The following is a 17804-nucleotide window of genomic DNA, read 5'->3' as shown; positions in this document are numbered from 1 at the left end:
TTTCATACTCCCCCTCTCTGCTTTTCGGTACTTCATGCTACACCCCCTTCGTGTCCACTGATAGGGGGTTAGTTCAGACTAAAACCGGAAAATTCAAACCGACCTTGACACCGCTCGGCAATTGGCGAATTGTATGTGGAGAATGCCGTACTAAAAAAAACCAAAACCCTGTGGGGCAACAAGGAAGAGACCGAATCCTGACCCTGCAGGGAGCCTTGAAAGAAGACAATATCGACGTGAGCATGCGAAAGCTGTGCAACATCCTAGGATACCATCGGTCAAATATCTACTATGCGCCCAAGGCGCCGAAAAAAGTGTCGAATCCCGATGCACGCCTCGTGGAGAATGTGAGAAAGGTGATCGAGCGATTTCCTGCCTATGGGACACGACGGATTAACTGGGTGCTGCGGAAAGAAGAAGGTGTCGCCTACAATCGCAAACGGATTCACCGTATCATCACGATGAATGGCTGGCAGTGCAGAAAGCGTCCCTCGGGCCATAGACCGCGTGCCAAGGGCTTAAGGAGCGACACATCGCTTGTGAATCATCGCTGGGCGATCGACATGACGCACATATTCACGAAAAAGGACGGCTGGTGCCATTTAGTAGCCTTGATCGACTGCTGCGATCGGTACCTGGTAGGCTGGCGCGTTACCCGCTCTGGAAGCGAAGGGTTCTGCGGTGGAGCACTGGAAGATGCGCTTTTGAGGCACCATATCGAGCCAAAGAGCACCGGGCTTGTGATTCGATCGGATAATGGCCTTGTGTTTGGATCCAAACGTTTTCACGAAACAATTACAAAGTACGGTCTCTTTCAAGAATACATCACTCCGTACACACCAGAGCAGAACGGGATGATCGAGCGATTCTTCAGAAGCATCAAGGAGGAGCTGGTCTGGCAGAGAGAATTCGAATCATTTGATGACGGGTATAATGCGATAGCCGACTGGATACAGCATTATAACGAAACACGGCCACACATGGCTTTGGGCTATTGTCAAAGGTCATCTTATTCCCCCGGCAGGGTCATGGTAATTCCCCCAGGGGCACTTGCATAGTTACAACACTCTCAAACGCAGCTGTCAAGCAGCTGGCTCCGAGATTTGATTTCTCAAGGCTCCTTCCTTCCGGAACGAACGACCAGAGGTGACGATCAACTTGACCGCTCCGGACACGAGCCTATCCATGATAGCTCCTCCCACAATCTGGTCGGGGAAGATGGAGAACCAGTCTTCCGGTGGCCGGTTTGAAGTGATCACAATCGAGCCTTCCTGCAAGCGCTCATCGGACAAGGTATAGAGGAGTTCCGTTTCCTGCTGGCTATAAAGCCTAAAAGCAAAATCGTCGAGGATCAGAAGTCCTGCGTTGATACATCGCTTCATGAGGATCTGGCTCTTTTTCGTAGAGAAGCGGTCAGGAGCAAGGCGTTCGAGCAGTTTATGAGTCTTGAAGACCACGACATCGAGTCCGCGGCGTGCGGCCTCATGACCTACCGCATGGGCAATATGGGATTTGCCGATTCCCGGAGGACCTGCAAGGACAAGGTTGCGGTGCTGGTCGATAAACCGGCATGAGGCAAGATCGCGGATCGTCTGGGCTGGGAATACCGCATTGTTGAATTCGAAGTCAAACGTCTCGAACGTCATGCGGTTCGAGACGCCCGCACTCTTGAGCCGTTTCTGGAACGAGTTGGATTCACGGCTGGCAAGCTCATCCTGCACGAGGAGCTGGGTGAACTCGAGATAGCCGAGCTTTCCTTCTTCTGCCTGACTGGCACGCACATCGAGGTTGTCTGCCATGGCAGGAAGCCTCAGGCGTTTCAGTTCAGTGATAAGATCGTCTTTCACCATGAACGACCTCCCTGGAACATACTAAGGGGGCCGCGACGGGTCCCCTGAACCCATTCAGGAACCCGAATAATACGAGGCGCTCCGCGCCATTGCCCTGCCACAATCGGAAACGGGAAACGAAAGAATCGTGGTACTACGATCAGGAGCCTCGAACAGCGCTCGAAGCCGTGCGGGAAGAAAGAGGCGGCCGGCAGTTGCCTGCTGCACGATCCGTACGAAGTCAGGATGCGTTTTGGCCTTTTCCAGGACGGCAAGACACCCTTGGGCTCGACGGAGACCGAGATTCCCCTGTTCTGCAAGGATTGCCCTGAGGTACGTTCCCGCGACAGGATTCAGCAGGGTTGCTTTTCCGATGAGAAACGATGCATAGGAGCCCGGCACAAACGGTTCTGCCCAGGCGGGAAAATCTTCCGGCACATAGCTCCTGCGCTTTGACGAGACCGGATAGGCTCGGACAATATGGTGATCATGGTAGATCGAAACAAGGGTCGCGGTCGATCGCACGTCCACCCGGGTACCGATATACCGTGCCGGCAGCCCATAGTACTTGCCATGGACCTGGATGAACTGGTCCGGGTGCACTTTAGCGGTCGTCCAGGATGCAGGGACGAAGGGTTCTGCAGGAAGCGGCTTTAAGTGCGGCTTTTCTAGCTGTATGAATGCCTCGATAGGAGGAATGCCCGTCGTGCCATGCTTCCTGGTACCGTACTCGCCGGTACTCCATTCCCATGCTTTGGCATTGCGTGTCGCAAGCGGCTCTTCAGGGAAGAGGGCACACAGCGTTTTGTATAATTCTCTGGCAAGGGGGATTGCGCGTTCAACTTTGCCTTTATCTTTGGGGGCGCGGACTCTGGCAGGGTCAGCCAACGTCCCATAGTATTCACACAGCTCCGCCAACGTACGGTTGAGTGTCGGGTCATAGATATCAGGCGAAAGGATGCCTGCCTTGAGATTGTCAAGGTTGAGCCGTGTCGTGACGCCGCCAAACTGGGTAAACATGGCAGCGATAGAGACGGCAAAGGATACATTGTCCTGGTGCGTGCAGAACTGGATAAACGGCAGACGCGATGCACTCAGGATACCGACGAATGCATAGACGGTTCTTCGCTTGTCGTGCGCTTGGATCGTTCCCACTTTCCCATAATCGATTTGAATTTCTTCTCCAGGATTCACCTCGATTCGAGCAACTGCGGAAGGCGCGGGCGCAAGTGCCGGGCACGAGCGGACAAAGCGTTTGAACGTTTCATAGCTTGTTGTATCGGCAAGTGCATGGCGACGGCTGAGGACTATCCAGGCGCTTTTTGCCGTCATGCCTTCTCGATATTCGGCCTTGTTCCCCGTGATAAGATCTTTTATTTCCTCGGCGTATGGATGCAAGACCGCATAAGCTGGTTGCGGCTTTTTGTTGGCGGGCAACAGTGGTGCCAGCACGGCAAGTGTCGCCACATATTCAGTAGTAGCTGGAATTTTTTGCGCCAGAATACGCTGCGCGTACTGATTGACGGTTTTCTTGTCCAAGCCAAGGGCTGTAGCGATCATGCGGTGGGAATCGCCCGCTCTCAGTCTGACATGAATCTGATACAAAAGTTCTACAGTCACCCTTCGGTACCCCATATTTCCTCCGTTTCTGTATGGTACGGAGGATAGTGTACCCCAAGGGAAGTGGTCCGTTTACCGTGACCCAGCTGGTCCAATTATGGTGATGATATGAGAGCGCTGCACCATCCCGCTCTGTGAAGTAGAATTACTTCATTGGAAAACAGAGTGCAAAGGAGGTGCAACACATGCAGTATATCGCATTCGATTCACACAAGCGATACACGTATGCAGTGGTTGAAGACCCAGGCGGGAATCGGATCATGGAACAGAGAATCGAGCACCGAAAAGGCGAACTAGCCACGTTTCTTGCTCACTATGAACCACATTCACCGGTCGCGCTCGAAACCATCGGAAGCTGGTACTGGATTGTCGACGAAATCGAAGCTGCAGACATGGAACCTAAGCTGGTCAACGCCCGCCGTGCCAAAATGATGCTCTGCTCGTCAAAGAAGACCGACCGGCTCGACGCCCGAGGTATGAACACCCTGCAGCGAGCGGGCACCTTGCCCACGGTGTGGATTCCTCCCGGGGAGCTTCGGGATATTCGGGAGCTGTTTCGTACCCGCATGGTCTTCAAACAACAGGTCACCCGATTGAAAAACCGCATCCTCTCCTGCTTCAGCAAATATGGTATCTCGTTCGACGAGACAACCAGCGATGCCTTCAATGTCAAAGGACGCGCGGCGGTACAGAGTGCATGTTCCATGCTGCCCGTCCATACGAAAGAATCCGTAATGCAGCTGTTGGCGCAGCTCGATGGGACAAACCGCGCGATTGCCGAGCTTGAAGCGCGCATGCGCGAGGTAGGCTCTCAAACGCCCGAAGTGCAGCTTCTCCAGACGATTCCCGGCATTGGACCGATCCTCAGTCATGTCATCGCCTATGAAATCGGAGACATCCGCCGCTTTGCCAGTGCCCGGCATCTGGCATCCTACGCAGGGACGACTCCTTCCGTGCATGCCTCAGGAGGGAAAGTGCGCTATGGGCATGCGCCGGCAGATGTGAATCATTACCTGCAGTGGGCATTCGTCGAAGCGGCAAACTGCATCGCTCTGCGGCACACATTCTTGAAGGCGCGGCATGTAGCGCAGCTGTATGCGCGGCTTCGGGCGACCAAGGGGCATGGGGTCGCAGTCGGTGCGGTGGCTCGACATTTGGCGGAAGCAGCCTACTGGGTGCTCACCACCAAGAGTCCCTACAAAGAACCACAGCATGCCAGAGTGAACACGGTTGTTTCGTCCAAGAAAGGATAAGCGCGCCAGGGTCATGGATCTAAAAGATCCGCTATCGTGATTGCGAAATCCTTTCTGGACATCATCATGTCGCATAGACGGCGAAGATATGACTGCCACGAAACAGCGTGAATCTGGCATTTATTGTTTTTCTAAAAGGTAGATTCGCAAGGAGGAGAGAAAAAGGAAAAGATTCCTTCATTTTGCTCTTTACAGGTGCAGCGCTCTCAGATATGACCCTGAACAGGCTATGCAACGCCGGCAGAAGTTCGGCAGAAATTAAGTGCATAAGTGGTCCGAAAAGCAGGGGAGCATTTCAATCGTGCGTTGTAGCATGATCTGAACCAATGGCTGCATGAATACAATTATGAGCGGCCGCATTTGGGGTACAGGAACCAGGGAAGACGACCTTGGGAGACGATTGAATTATTCCTGAAGCAGGAAGTCAAATTGTGAGTAGAGATTGTTAAGAATACAAGTAATGTAATCCTTAAAATAGTCTAGAAGGGAATTGGTATGATAAGAATTGGCATCATCGGTTTAGGTTATGTCGGCCTTCCTCTCGCGGTAGAATTCGGTAAGAAATACGATGTTGTGGGTTTCGATCTGAAAGAATCGCGTATAGCTGAATTGAAGCAGGGGAAAGATTCTACGCTCGAAACTACTCTGGAACAGCTTGCAAGTGCCGCGAAACTGACTTTTACGACAAACCCTGATCTGCTGAAGGGTTGCAACCGGTACATTGTTACAGTCCCGACTCCGGTGGATGCGCACAACGCGCCTGATTTGAGGCCTGTCGTCTCTGCGACAGCTACAGTAGGCAAATATCTGAAAAAAGGCGACATAGTCATCTATGAATCCACGGTTTATCCGGGATGCACAGAGGAAGTATGTGTTCCCATTCTCGAGCGCGAAAGTGGGCTTGTATTCAACAGAGATTTTTTCTGCGGCTATTCTCCAGAGCGGATCAATCCCGGCGATAAGGAGCACACACTCACCAAGATAAAGAAAATAACCTCCGGCTCGACGCCCGAGGCCACAGAAAAGGTGGATGAGCTCTATCGCTCCATTATATCTGCTGGAACGTATAGAGCTTCGTCTATCAGAGTTGCGGAAGCTGCAAAAGTCATTGAAAACAGCCAGCGCGACATCAATATTGCGTTTGTCAATGAGCTTGCGATGATTTTCGACAGACTTGGTATTGATACACTGGAAGTGCTTGAGGCGGCGGGCACAAAGTGGAACTTCTTGCCCTTCCGTCCTGGTCTGGTTGGTGGGCATTGCATCGGTGTCGATCCTTTCTACCTAACATATCGCGCACAGGCAGCGGGGTATTATCCTGAAATTATTCTTGCCGGAAGGCGTCTTAATGACAATATGCCCATGTATGTGGCCAATCGGGTCGTAAAGCTCATGATTCACAAGGGGCAGAGAATAGAAAATGCGAGAGTGCTCGTACTCGGGATTACCTTCAAGGAGAACTGCCCGGATATCAGGAACTCTAAAGTCATAGGCATTATCCGTGAACTCCAGGAATTCGGCTGCAATGTGGAAGTCTATGATCCCTGGGCGTATCCTGAAGAAGTGAAGCATGAGTATGGCATTGAGCTCTGTGACCCCCAAGGCTCGTACGATGCTGTTGTGCTTGCAGTTGCGCATAGGCAATTCAGAGATCTTGACCTTTCGAAGTTTGAAAATCACCATACGGTCTTTTTTGACGTAAAAGGCATTCTTCCTCGTGATCGCGTTGACGGAAGGCTCTAGCATGAAGGTTTTAGTAACAGGAACAGCAGGTTTTATCGGTTTTCATCTGGCACTTAGGCTCCTGGAAGATGGCCATAAAGTAGTCGGCCTCGATTCGATAAACGACTACTACGATGTCAACCTCAAGTATGCCCGCCTCAGGGAGAGTGGTGTTGGAAAAGAGGCCTCTGAATGGCGGAAGGTTATACAATCTCGAAAATATGAAAACTACTGCTTTATCCGCATGCAGCTTGAGGACAGAGCCGGAATGGAACAGCTGTTCGGGGAAGAGAAATTCGACCAGGTAGTAAACCTTGCCGCCCAGGCTGGGGTCCGCTATAGCCTCACCAATCCTTATGCATATATCGAAAGCAATATTGCAGGATTCATGAATGTGTTGGAATGTTGCAGGCACAATAATATTAAACATCTGGTTTATGCATCATCATCGAGCGTTTACGGTCTCAACGAGAAAATGCCCTTCTCCGAATCGGATTCAGTGGATCATCCGGTGAGTCTCTATGCTGCAACTAAGAAAGCAAATGAACTCATGGCACATACTTACAGTTATCTCTATGGCTTACCGACGACGGGCTTGAGGTTCTTTACAGTTTATGGCCCATGGGGTAGGCCGGATATGGCACTGTTCATTTTCACCAGGTCCATTCTTGAAGGCAAACCCATTGATGTCTACAACAATGGAGAGATGAAGAGGGACTTTACCTATATTGATGATATTGTCGAGGCTATTGTCCGTGTCATGAATCATGTTCCGAAGGGTGATCCTTCGTGGAGCGGAGCAGAACCAAATCCGGCAAGCTCAAAGGCACCATTCAAGATTTACAATATTGGTCACAGTTCACCGGTAAAGTTAATGGATTTTATTCATGAAATCGAGAAGAATCTGGGCAAAAGGGCGATATTGAATATGCTTCCTCTGCAAGCTGGCGATGTAACCGAAACATGGGCCGATGTATCAGCGCTTTCAAGTGTTGTAGGATATATGCCTAGAGTAGAGATTGAGGAGGGCATAGCGAAATTTATAGAGTGGTATAAATTATTCATTTATCTTAGATAAAAATAATATAATATGATTGAAATCATATTATATATAATTAATTTATTGAGGATTGAGAAATGAAAGCTAATAATTTGAAAATAATTTTTTTTGTTTTAGGAGATATTAATATAGCTAGTTCAAGAGTAAGAGTATTTCAGTTATTGCCAAGCTTGAGAAAATTTGGAATTAAATATAAGATTATAAAGTATAATAATTATTTTATAAATAAAGTGCTTTTTGTGAAACATTATCATAATAGATCAAATATAATAATTTTTAAAATAATTGATCGATTATTGCATTATTATAAAATATTATATTTTATAATAATATCGTTTTTTTATGATATATGCTTTATTCAAAAGATTGTTTTGCCAATCTTAGCTATAAAAGTATTAACCAGAATTAATAATAATTTAGTATTCGATATTGATGATGCATTATATTGCAATGATGATGGAAACTTTATAAAAAATTATAGACTTAATTATATATTGAAAAATAGCAAGCATGTTTTTGTTGGTAATGATGAATTATATAATTATGCTTCAAAATATTGCTCTTCAGTAAGTAAGATTATTGGACCGATAGATTGTAATAGATACAAGCCATCAATTAAGATTAATCAAGATGAGATTGTAACGATAGGTTGGATAGGCAGCGATTCCACAACAAAATATTTATTATCTATTTTAAATATCCTTGACCATCTTACAGTAAAACATGAAAATTTAAGAATAATTGCAATTGGAGCTAAAAATGAGAAAATATTTAGAGGTATAAAGATTGAAATAATAAATTGGAGCCTTAAAACAGAATTATATTATTTATCTAAATTTGATATAGGTATAATGCCATTAATAGATGATTTATGGACTAAGGGAAAAGGCGGATATAAAATATTACAATATATGGCTATAGGTATACCAGTAGTTGCTTCTTCTGTTGGAATCAATAAATATTTGATAAGAAATGGCTATAATGGATTTTTAGCATCAAATGAGATTGAATGGACAGAAAAGCTAGAATATCTAATATTAAATAAAGATAAACGAATTGATATGGGGAAACGCGGGAGAATAATAGCTAATAATAATTATTCAATAGAAAAATCTATTAGTGAAATGTTAGAAGTATTTAATAATTTAAAACATGATATATATTAAAAATACATATCTTAATACTATATTTCAATATTTTTATTATTGCATTTGAATCAATTGATGGCGGCAAAATTCTATATATATAATATTTTAAATAATAAAGACTTATTATAAAGGATAAAATATCATGAAAAATTCATTTAATAAAAATATTTTGATGATAACAAGGTATTACTATCCTCATTGTGGGGGCAATGAAAATCAAGCGAAATTATTAGCCGAATATTTATCAAAGTATACAAATGCAAATATTAGAATTATTACTTCGCATTATAGTAAAAAACTACCAAAAAATCAAAATATTAATAATGTGAATGTAGATAGATTATCATGTATTGAAATTAAAAATATAAATAAATTTCCCAAAATAATAAGAAATATATTATTCTTAATTCAAGAATATTCTTTTATTATAGCAATATACATATATTTAAAGAAAAATATCAAATATTATGATATAGTCCATGTTCATCAGAGTTCTTGGTTGTGTCTAATTCCTACTTATTTTGCTAAAGCCAATAATATACCTATTATAATAAAAGAATCAACCTTAAATGGCTTCCAATATTTGAAGTATTTATTATTGCCTCAAAAGATTAAATACTACGTAATAAAAAAAGCAGAATTTATTGCGATATCAACTATGATTGAAAGAAATTTGATAGAACAAGGGGTAATTAAAGAAAAAATTTCATTGATTCCAAATGCAATAGAGATTAATAAATTTAGAAAATTTAGAAAATGTTATAATGGTTTGGATAATAATGATAATATAATATTATATGTTGGCAATTACAAGCAAGGTAATATTAAAGGATTAGATATTCTTCTAAAAGCAGTAGCAATAGTTAAAAATAAATATCCAAATATAAAGTTAAGGATTATTGGTGATGGAAATATTAATAGTTATAAGGATATTATTATTAAAGAAAATTTAAATGAAATTATAGAAAATTTGGGCCAACAAAATGATATTTCAAAATTCTTTTTGGATGTTAAAATATTTGTTCTTCCTTCCCGGTCTGAAGGAATGTCGAATTCATTATTAGAAGCAATGGCTGCTGGCATACCATGTGTCGCCACAAGAGTTTCTGGTGTAGAAGATATCATTAAAGATTCAGAAAACGGATTTATTGTTGAAAAAGAAGATTATATGGCAATAGCCGAAAGAATAATTGATATTCTAAAAGATAAAAGATTGTCTAAAAAATTCTATATAGAAAGCGCATATATATCGAAAAAATTCGATATATCAATAATTGCAGACAAATATATTAATTTATATGGAAAATTTAAAAATTAATAAATTTAAGAAGATTGAATACTTCATATTCTTAATATTGTTCGCATCCTCAACCTTTTATTTATCTGGAATAACTAGCTTTAGCCCAATATATTTCCTATTTTTTTTTAGCGCTTCCTGTATTTTGACTCTTGCTATATTTGAAAGATTATCTTTTAATTTGTTGATTATCTATAATATATATATATTTATATCTATTATGTTAATCCAAATTCCTATTGCAGGAATAAGAAGGCCGTTTGTTTCATTTTTATGTCATTTATATTTTGTTTTTATTTATTGGTCTGGTAATCATCTATCCTTTGAAAAAATTATTAAAGGATCTATAACAGCTATAAAATATATTATAATATTTTATTTAATTGAGCTAGCAATTAGAATCAATTTTCGAATAAATGATGCAATATATGCATTAACAAATTTATTAAATAATAATTATTTTTATAACTTTAAAGAGAATTCAATAATTTTTATGGATTCAAATCATGTAGCAATTGTATTGCTTACAATATATTTTATGCTTATATATTTAAAAAAAGAATTTAAAATTAATCTATTAATATATATAGTTATTGTATTTATATTAATATTATTTACATATTCAAGAGCTTCAATAATAGCAACAATATCCTTTACTTTTATTTATGCTTTTATACGCCCCCAAAAAATTGAAAATAATAAAATAGCTATGATAATAATAATATTATTAATAGTATTATCATTAAAAAATATTATAACAATGTTTAGTGAGGATGCTAGTTTACTGTCCAAATTTTATATTTTTGAACAAATAATTAAATATACTAAGACAAGCAATATTAAAAGATTGATAATTGGAGTTGGATATGGTAATAGTCCAAAATTTATAGGAATAGGTACACACAATTTATTTTTTACATATTATATTGAAGGAGGAATATTAAGTTTGATAGAAATTATCTCATTATATGTATATATGTTGTATAAATTTGCAAATATAGCTTATGTTTTAATTCCTTTTATTTTTGCAGGGCTTTCCTTTTCTCCTTCTGCACAAACATATCTATATTGTATTATTGCAATAATTATTTTGCTAGAAAAAAAAAGAGGGGAAAATGGTCATAAAAGATTATAAATTTTCTTTGATTACTCCAACAATAAATAGAGCAAAAGAAATTGAAATATTTCTGCAGTCATTGGAAAATCAAACCTATAGAAATTTTGAGCTAATTATTATAGACCAAAATATTGATATAAGTATTGATCAAATAATTGAAAAATACAAAAGAGAATATATAATTAAACATATAAAAAGCAAAAAAAAAGGAATTAGCTTAAATAGAAATATAGGTATTAAAATGGCTGAAGGAGAAATATTAGCATTTCCAGATGACGATTGTAGATATTGTAAAGATACTTTAGAGAAAGTAAATAACTTTTTTAAGAGCAACCATAGCTTTCAAATATATTCATGCAATGTGATGGATGAAAAAAAAAATATGAAGTTTCCTATGGCAAAAAAAAATGCGAATATTACTTCTTGGAACTATTACAACAAGGCTATAAGTATTGGTATATTTATTAAACCAATTAATATTGAAGATATAATATTTGATCATAAATTGGGTGTTGGAGCAAAATTTGGCTCATCTGAAGAGAGCGATTTAATTGCATCATTAATAAATATTGGTTATAAAGGATATTATAATTCGAAGCAATTCATATATCATGATTTATATCAGATAAAGCCGAATAAAAGCAGATATTATAATTATGGAATGGGATTCGGTGCATTATATAAAAAGGAAATTATAGAAAGAAAAAAGTATTATATTATTATAAAATATTTAATAAATATTTTAAAATACATTATAGGTTCGATGCTGCCATCATCTAAAAGAGAAATTTATTACGCATCCTTACTTGGCAGGATTACAGGATTTATTGAATACAGAAACTATTAAAAATTAAATATACTTTACTAAAGGATTTAAAAATGCCGCATAATGAAAAATTAAACAATATTTTATTTTACTCGAACGTGAAAGCAAAAAGAATGTTCTATTTGCAAGGATTCTATCGAACGGATATCAAGATTCTTAAAGAATTAGGCTACACAGTTTTATTAAGCAATTCGTTATTTGATTTTTTAAGATATAGAAAATATGGCAATTCATTTCTATATTTTTATAAATATTCTTTATTTGCAGCTATTATATCAAAAATATTTGGGAAAAAAGTTATATTTACAGGTGGAATAGACTATTTAGATAAAGACTATGCTGGTAATATAAATTATTATATACAAAAAATATTTTTCATTTTATCATCAGCAATTGCAAATAAAATTATAATTGTTTCAGATGCTGATATGCAAAATATAAAAAGATTCAAGAAAAATCTCCCAGTATCGAAATATTTTCTATCCTATCACACAATTGAATTTGAAAAATATAAAAATATCGACATAGATAAAAAGGAAAAAATATTAAGTACAATTGTGTGGATGGGGAATAAAGAAAATGTATTAAGAAAAGGAATAGATAAAGCATTAAAGCTATACAAAAATATTTATAAATTTGATAATCAATATAGAATGATTATTATAGGTCCAATAGGAGAAGGGACTAAACTTGTTAAGAATATTATTCAATATGAAAAGTTAGATGGATTAATAGTTTTTACTGGAGGGATTTCAGAAAAAGAAAAAATAGAAATTCTTAAAAAAAGCAGAATTTATGCTCAATTATCAATATATGAAGGTTTTGGTATAGCAGCTATAGAAGCTCTAGCTTCTGGGAATATAGTAGTACATACTGGTAAAGGAGGACTAAAATATGGAATTGGTAATAATGGAATTTTAGTAAATATTGAAGATAAATATGAAGATGTTGCAAAAAAAATATTAAATATTATTTCTGATCGAGAAAAATATTTTGATATTATAGCAAAAGGAGTTGATTATATTTCAAAAAAATTTACATATGAAAAGCGATTAAAAGATTTTATAGATATTTTTGAAAAAATGTAGCTTTTAAAAAATAGACTTATGAAAACTGTTTATCCTTAAATAAATATTAAGAAAAATCTATTAGATAACTAATTGATAATATGAAAATTTCAATAATCACTACATCTTATAACAGTGAAAAAACTATAGCTCAAACAATAGAATCTGTTATAAATCAGAAGAGAATAGATCTGGAGTATATAATAATTGATGGTTTTTCTCAAGATTTGACAATGGATATAGTAAAAAAACATGAAAAGAATAATAAAAATATTATTTCAATAAGTGAAAAAGATAATGGAATGTATGATGCCATGAATAAAGGCATCAAAATGGCCTCTGGCGATATTATAGGAATATTGAATTCTGATGATAGATATGCCTATGATACTGTATTATATGATGTTGCCAATGCTTTTAAAAATAAAAAAATAGATTGTTGTTATGGCAATATACTATATGTTAAGAATAATAAGCCGTATAGATATTGGATATCTGGCGCGCCTAGAACATTCAAATATGGCTGGATGCCTCCACATCCTGCCTTTTTTGTCAAGAGAGATGTTTATGATAAATATGGATTTTTTCGTTTAGACTGTGGTGTAAACGCAGATTATGAGATTATGCTTCGCTTTTTAGAAGTGTACAAAATAAAATCAACATGGATAAATAAGACTTTTGTATTAATGCAAGCTGGCGGAAGGAGCAATAATGGATTACAATCAAGAATAGATGCGATACATGATAATAAATATGCTTGGCAGAAAAATGGCTTGAATCCTGGATTCTTGACTATATATTTAAAAAAGATAAGAAAATTATCTCAATATTTGCTTGCTAAAATATTTTCAAAAAGATTATCAAAGAAAATATATGGGAATACATTTATAACCAAATTAAAATAAATATTATTTTAAATCTTTATATAAGGGAATTATATATTTTATGAAAATTTCTATAATTGGTGGTTCTGGTTTCATTGGAACTAGATTAGCAAAGCGCTTATTGCAATCAGGTCATGAAGTGAAGATTGCTGATAAAAAGGAAAGTATTACATATCCTTATCTCAGAGTATTTGCAGATGTCAGTGTACCTGAATCTCTTGAAAAGGTTTTACCTGGATCAGATATTGTTATAAATTTAGCCGCAGAACACCGTGACGATGTGACACCTCGAAGTCTTTATGATGAAGTGAATGTCAAAGGCGCTGAGAATGTTTGCAATGCATGTTTGAAGTTGGGGATCAAAAAAATAATTTTCACAAGTTCTGTAGCTGTTTACGGATTTGCACCAATTGGTACAGATGAAACCGGAAAGATTAATTATTTCAATGATTATGGTCGAACAAAATGGTTAGCTGAAGAGAAGTATCGAGCATGGCTTAAGAATGATCCAGAAAATTCCTTGACTATCATACGTCCTACTGTTGTATTTGGAGAACAGAATAGAGGAAATGTCTACAATCTCCTAAGGCAGATTGCCGAAGGAAGATTTTTAATGGTAGGGAAAGGTACGAATAAGAAATCAATGGCCTATGTAGAGAATGTGGCTGCTTTTATTGAATATTGTTTGAATAATCAACCAGGGGAACATTTATTCAATTATGTTGACAAACCTGATTTTGATATGAATCAACTGGTTTCCGAAGTCAATCAAATGCTCGGAAGAAAAAAAAATATGATTCACTGGCCATATTGGATGGGATATGCTGGTGGATTGGGTTTTGATATATTGGCAAAAATAACAGGCAGAAAATATGCTATTAGCTCTATCAGAGTAAAAAAATTCTGCGCGAATACCATGTTTGAATCCAGTAATATAAAGAAAACAGGATTTATCCCGCCAGTATCAATTATCGATGGTCTTCGGAATACCATTAATTATGAGTTTATAAATAAAATAAAAGATTATGAATTTTATACCGAATAAAAAATCAAATCAAATAAAGAAAACATAGGAGACAACATGAAAACAGCTCTTATTACTGGCATTACCGGCCAGGATGGCGCATATTTGGCCGAATTTCTATTGCAAAAAGGCTATGAGGTGCATGGTATCAAGCGCCGCTCATCGAGTTTTAATACTGAAAGAATTGATCATCTCTATGAAGATCCTCATAAGTCTGGAGCGAAGTTTCATCTTCATTATGGGGACCTCACTGATGCAACAAATCTGATTCGGATTCTGAATGAAGTTCGACCAGATGAGATCTACAATCTGGGGGCTCAAAGCCATGTGCAAGTGTCGTTTGAGATGCCTGAATACACAGCGGATGTCGATGGCCTTGGTACCTTGAGGCTGCTTGAGGCAATTCGCATTCTTCGCATGGAAAAGAAAGTTCGCTTCTACCAGGCATCGACGTCGGAACTCTTCGGCAAAGTGCAGGAAATCCCGCAGCGGGAGACGACGCCGTTCTATCCACGCTCTCCTTATGCGTGCGCCAAGCTGTTTGCCTACTGGATTGTGGTGAACTATCGAGAAAGCTACGGAATGTATGCCTGTAACGGCATTCTTTTTAATCATGAAAGCCCGATCCGAGGAGAGACCTTTGTCACGAGAAAAGTGACGAGGGCTGCTGCGCGCATTAAACTGGGTCTGCAGGACAAGCTCTATATGGGAAATCTCGATGCAAAACGAGATTGGGGGTTTGCCGGAGATTATGTCAAACTTATGTGGATGATGCTCCAGCAGGACAAGCCTGATGATTATGTGATTGCTACCGGTGTAACTACCTCGGTGCGCGATTTTATCACCATGGCATTTAAAGAGGTTGGTATTGAACTCGAGTGGGCGGGGAAGGGTGTCGATGAGAAAGGCATCGATAGTGCATCAGGAAAGGTTCTGGTTGAGATCGACCCTCGCTACTTCAGGCCAGCGGAAGTGGACCTTCTTATCGGTGACCCCTCAAAGGCGATCGCAAAACTTGGCTGGAAGCCGGCCATCACGTTGCCGGAGCTTGTCAAAATGATGGTACAGGCTGACCTTGAAAAGGCAGCCCGTGAGGTGCATCTTAAAAATGGTGGATTCAAATTGAGTCAGAATCATGAATAATGTGAGAGTCTATGTGGCAGGCCACCGGGGCCTTGTCGGTTCGGCGATCGTAAGAAGGCTTGAAGCTGCCGGCTATGATCAGATTGTGACACGGACGCATGCCGAGCTTGATCTGACCCGGCAGGAAGAAGTTGAGGCTTTCTTTGAGGCGGAACGGCCGGAATATGTATATCTCGCTGCAGCAAAGGTTGGCGGGATTGGTGCCAATTCGACCTATCCTGCACAATTTATTTATGAAAATCTGGCTATTGCGCTCAATGTGATAGAAGCAGCTCGGAAATATGGAGTCAAGAAATTATTGAATCTGGGCTCCTCATGTATTTACCCCAAATTCGCTCCTCAGCCAATAAAAGAAGAGTATCTTCTGACAGGGCCGCTCGAACCAACCAATGAAGCATATGCGATTGCAAAAATAGCAGCGATCAAATTGTGCCGCTATTACAATCAGCAATATGGAACCAATTTCATTTCCCTCATGCCGACAAACCTCTATGGCCCGGGCGATAACTACGATCTTGAGAATTCGCATGTCTTGCCGGCATTGATCCGCAAATTCCACGAAGCCAAGAAAGCGGGTGGCCCCGTGGTGCTCTGGGGTGATGGCTCCCCAATGCGGGAATTTCTGCATGCGGACGATCTTGCCGATGCTGCGGTATTTCTCATGGAGCATGCAGATGCAAAGGATATTGGCGAATTTGTCAATGTTGGTACTGGCGAGGATATCTCGATAAAGAATCTGGCGGAACTGGTGGCCAGGATTGTGGGATATTCAGGTGAGATAGTCTGGGATACTTCCAAACCCAATGGTACGCCTCGCAAATTGTTGGATGTGTCAAGGCTTGCTGCGCTGGGCTGGAAATACAAAATTGGACTTGAGGCTGGCATTGCGTCGACATATAAGGATTTTCTTTTACGACATAATCGATAATCATTAAAATATGGAGTTAGTATGAAATCCATCATCCTTTCCGGCGGCACGGGTACGCGCTTGTATCCCATCACGTATGCCATTTCCAAGCAGATTCTTCCTGTCTATGACAAGCCCATGATCTACTATCCTCTGTCGGTGCTGATGCTCGCGGGGATCAGGGAGGTGCTGGTCATTTCAACGCCCAGGGATTTGCCGGTGTTCCGAGAGCTTTTGGGGAGCGGCGAGCGGTTGGGTATGCGCTTTGAGTATGCGATTCAGGATAAGCCGCGGGGGCTGGCGGATGCGTTTATTGTCGGGGGGAAATTCATAGGGAATGACAATGTGGCCCTTGTGCTGGGAGACAACATCTTCTATGGTCAGGGCTTTACGGGGATATTGCAGAAAGCGGTGAGCCGGAAAGAGGGGGCGACCATATTTGGCTACTATGTGAAGGATCCGACGCAGTATGGTGTGGTGGAATTCGATAGTGCAGGTCGTGTGCTGGGTATCGAGGAAAAGCCGGCGCAGCCTAAGTCGCACTATGCGGTTCCGGGTCTGTATTTCTACGATAATCAGGTGGTCGATATCGCGAAGAACGTCAAGCCTTCTGCGCGCGGGGAGATCGAGATCACGAGTGTGAACAACGAGTATCTCGCCCGGGGTCAGCTCCATGTCGAGCTGTTGGGTCGCGGGATGGCTTGGCTCGATACGGGCAGTTACGACGGGCTTCTCGAGGCTTCGAATTTCGTGGAGACGGTCCAGAAGCGTCAAGGGCTCTATGTGGCCTGTATCGAGGAAATCGCCTACCGCAATGGATGGATCACGCGCGAGCAGCTCCTGTCGATTGCTGAGGGCTTCAAGACGGACTATGGCACCTACCTCAAATATGTGGCGGAGAACTGAT

Annotated in this window: 16 protein-coding genes and 1 pseudogene; 15 read left to right on the top strand and 2 right to left on the bottom strand. The window is 40.1% G+C overall.

The genetic code is table 11. The features are described 5' to 3' along the window. Positions 1-1058, top strand: a 1058-nt coding sequence (locus GAP13_RS08040; protein WP_222126183.1) for an IS3 family transposase, incomplete at its 5' end; no start/stop codon positions are given. A 24-nt stretch (positions 1059-1082) separates the two neighbouring features. On the opposite strand, the gene istB is transcribed toward GAP13_RS08040, so the two are convergent. Further along, entirely contained in the window at positions 1083-1850 is a 768-nt protein-coding gene (gene istB / locus GAP13_RS08035; RefSeq protein ID WP_158907811.1) for an IS21-like element helper ATPase IstB, read from the bottom strand. A 54-nt stretch (positions 1851-1904) separates the two neighbouring features. Further along, on the bottom strand, positions 1905-3464 hold the full coding sequence (istA, locus tag GAP13_RS08030) for an IS21 family transposase (protein WP_158907810.1): 1560 nt from the start codon (positions 3462-3464) through the stop codon (positions 1905-1907). A gap of 170 nt (positions 3465-3634) precedes the next feature. Between istA and GAP13_RS08025 the strand changes: the two genes are divergently transcribed. The 14 genes and pseudogenes from GAP13_RS08025 to rfbA all read left to right on the top strand — a co-directional run bounded on the left by GAP13_RS08025 (position 3635) and on the right by rfbA (position 17803). Continuing rightward, positions 3635-4702 (top strand): IS110 family RNA-guided transposase, encoded by a 1068-nt coding sequence (locus GAP13_RS08025; RefSeq protein WP_158907809.1) that lies wholly within the window; start codon positions 3635-3637, stop codon positions 4700-4702. Between the two features lie 315 nt (positions 4703-5017). Continuing rightward, positions 5018-5137, top strand: a pseudogene (locus GAP13_RS13205) (IS481 family transposase); the annotation flags it as partial. Between the two features lie 60 nt (positions 5138-5197). Further along, complete coding sequence (gene tviB / locus GAP13_RS08020; RefSeq protein ID WP_158907808.1) at positions 5198-6445, top strand: Vi polysaccharide biosynthesis UDP-N-acetylglucosamine C-6 dehydrogenase TviB; 1248 nt, start codon at positions 5198-5200, stop codon at positions 6443-6445. A 1-nt stretch (position 6446) separates the two neighbouring features. Then, entirely contained in the window at positions 6447-7502 is a 1056-nt protein-coding gene (locus tag GAP13_RS08015; RefSeq protein WP_158907807.1) for an NAD-dependent epimerase, read from the top strand. Positions 7503-7561: 59 nt separating this feature from the next. Further along, positions 7562-8650 (top strand): glycosyltransferase, encoded by a 1089-nt coding sequence (locus tag GAP13_RS08010; protein ID WP_158907806.1) that lies wholly within the window; start codon positions 7562-7564, stop codon positions 8648-8650. Positions 8651-8774: 124 nt separating this feature from the next. Further along, the gene (locus GAP13_RS08005) at positions 8775-9950 is read left to right on the top strand and encodes a glycosyltransferase family 4 protein (protein ID WP_158907805.1); all 1176 of its coding nucleotides are present in this window, start codon (positions 8775-8777) and stop codon (positions 9948-9950) included. Continuing rightward, positions 9931-11064, top strand: coding sequence for an O-antigen polymerase (locus GAP13_RS08000; protein WP_158907804.1), 1134 nt, complete (start codon positions 9931-9933; stop codon positions 11062-11064). The genes GAP13_RS08005 and GAP13_RS08000 overlap by 20 nt, the downstream gene beginning before the upstream one ends. Beyond that, positions 11045-11893, top strand: coding sequence for a glycosyltransferase family 2 protein (locus tag GAP13_RS07995; protein ID WP_158907803.1), 849 nt, complete (start codon positions 11045-11047; stop codon positions 11891-11893). Before GAP13_RS08000 ends, GAP13_RS07995 begins: the two co-directional genes overlap by 20 nt. A gap of 77 nt (positions 11894-11970) precedes the next feature. Continuing rightward, the gene (locus tag GAP13_RS07990; protein ID WP_158907802.1) at positions 11971-12960 is read left to right on the top strand and encodes a glycosyltransferase family 4 protein; all 990 of its coding nucleotides are present in this window, start codon (positions 11971-11973) and stop codon (positions 12958-12960) included. 80 nt (positions 12961-13040) lie between these two features. After that, the gene (locus GAP13_RS07985) at positions 13041-13844 is read left to right on the top strand and encodes a glycosyltransferase family 2 protein (protein ID WP_158907801.1); all 804 of its coding nucleotides are present in this window, start codon (positions 13041-13043) and stop codon (positions 13842-13844) included. 40 nt (positions 13845-13884) lie between these two features. Further along, positions 13885-14868, top strand: a complete 984-nt coding sequence (locus tag GAP13_RS07980) for an NAD-dependent epimerase/dehydratase family protein (RefSeq protein ID WP_158907800.1) — start codon at positions 13885-13887, stop codon at positions 14866-14868. 36 nt (positions 14869-14904) lie between these two features. After that, positions 14905-15990 carry a GDP-mannose 4,6-dehydratase gene (gene gmd / locus GAP13_RS07975; RefSeq protein ID WP_158907799.1) on the top strand — a complete coding sequence of 362 codons (1086 nt, stop codon included), beginning with the start codon at positions 14905-14907 and terminating at the stop codon, positions 15988-15990. Then, entirely contained in the window at positions 15983-16918 is a 936-nt protein-coding gene (locus tag GAP13_RS07970; RefSeq protein ID WP_158907798.1) for a GDP-L-fucose synthase family protein, read from the top strand. The genes gmd and GAP13_RS07970 overlap by 8 nt, the downstream gene beginning before the upstream one ends. A gap of 21 nt (positions 16919-16939) precedes the next feature. Continuing rightward, positions 16940-17803 carry a glucose-1-phosphate thymidylyltransferase RfbA gene (gene rfbA / locus GAP13_RS07965; RefSeq protein ID WP_158907797.1) on the top strand — a complete coding sequence of 288 codons (864 nt, stop codon included), beginning with the start codon at positions 16940-16942 and terminating at the stop codon, positions 17801-17803. Position 17804: the final 1 nt, after the last annotated feature.

The sequence above is a fragment of the Rectinema subterraneum genome (assembly GCA_009768935.1).
In the GTDB taxonomy this organism is placed as follows: Bacteria; Spirochaetota; Spirochaetia; order Treponematales; family Rectinemataceae; genus Rectinema; species Rectinema subterraneum.
This window is presented reverse-complemented; position numbering and strand designations above follow the sequence as displayed.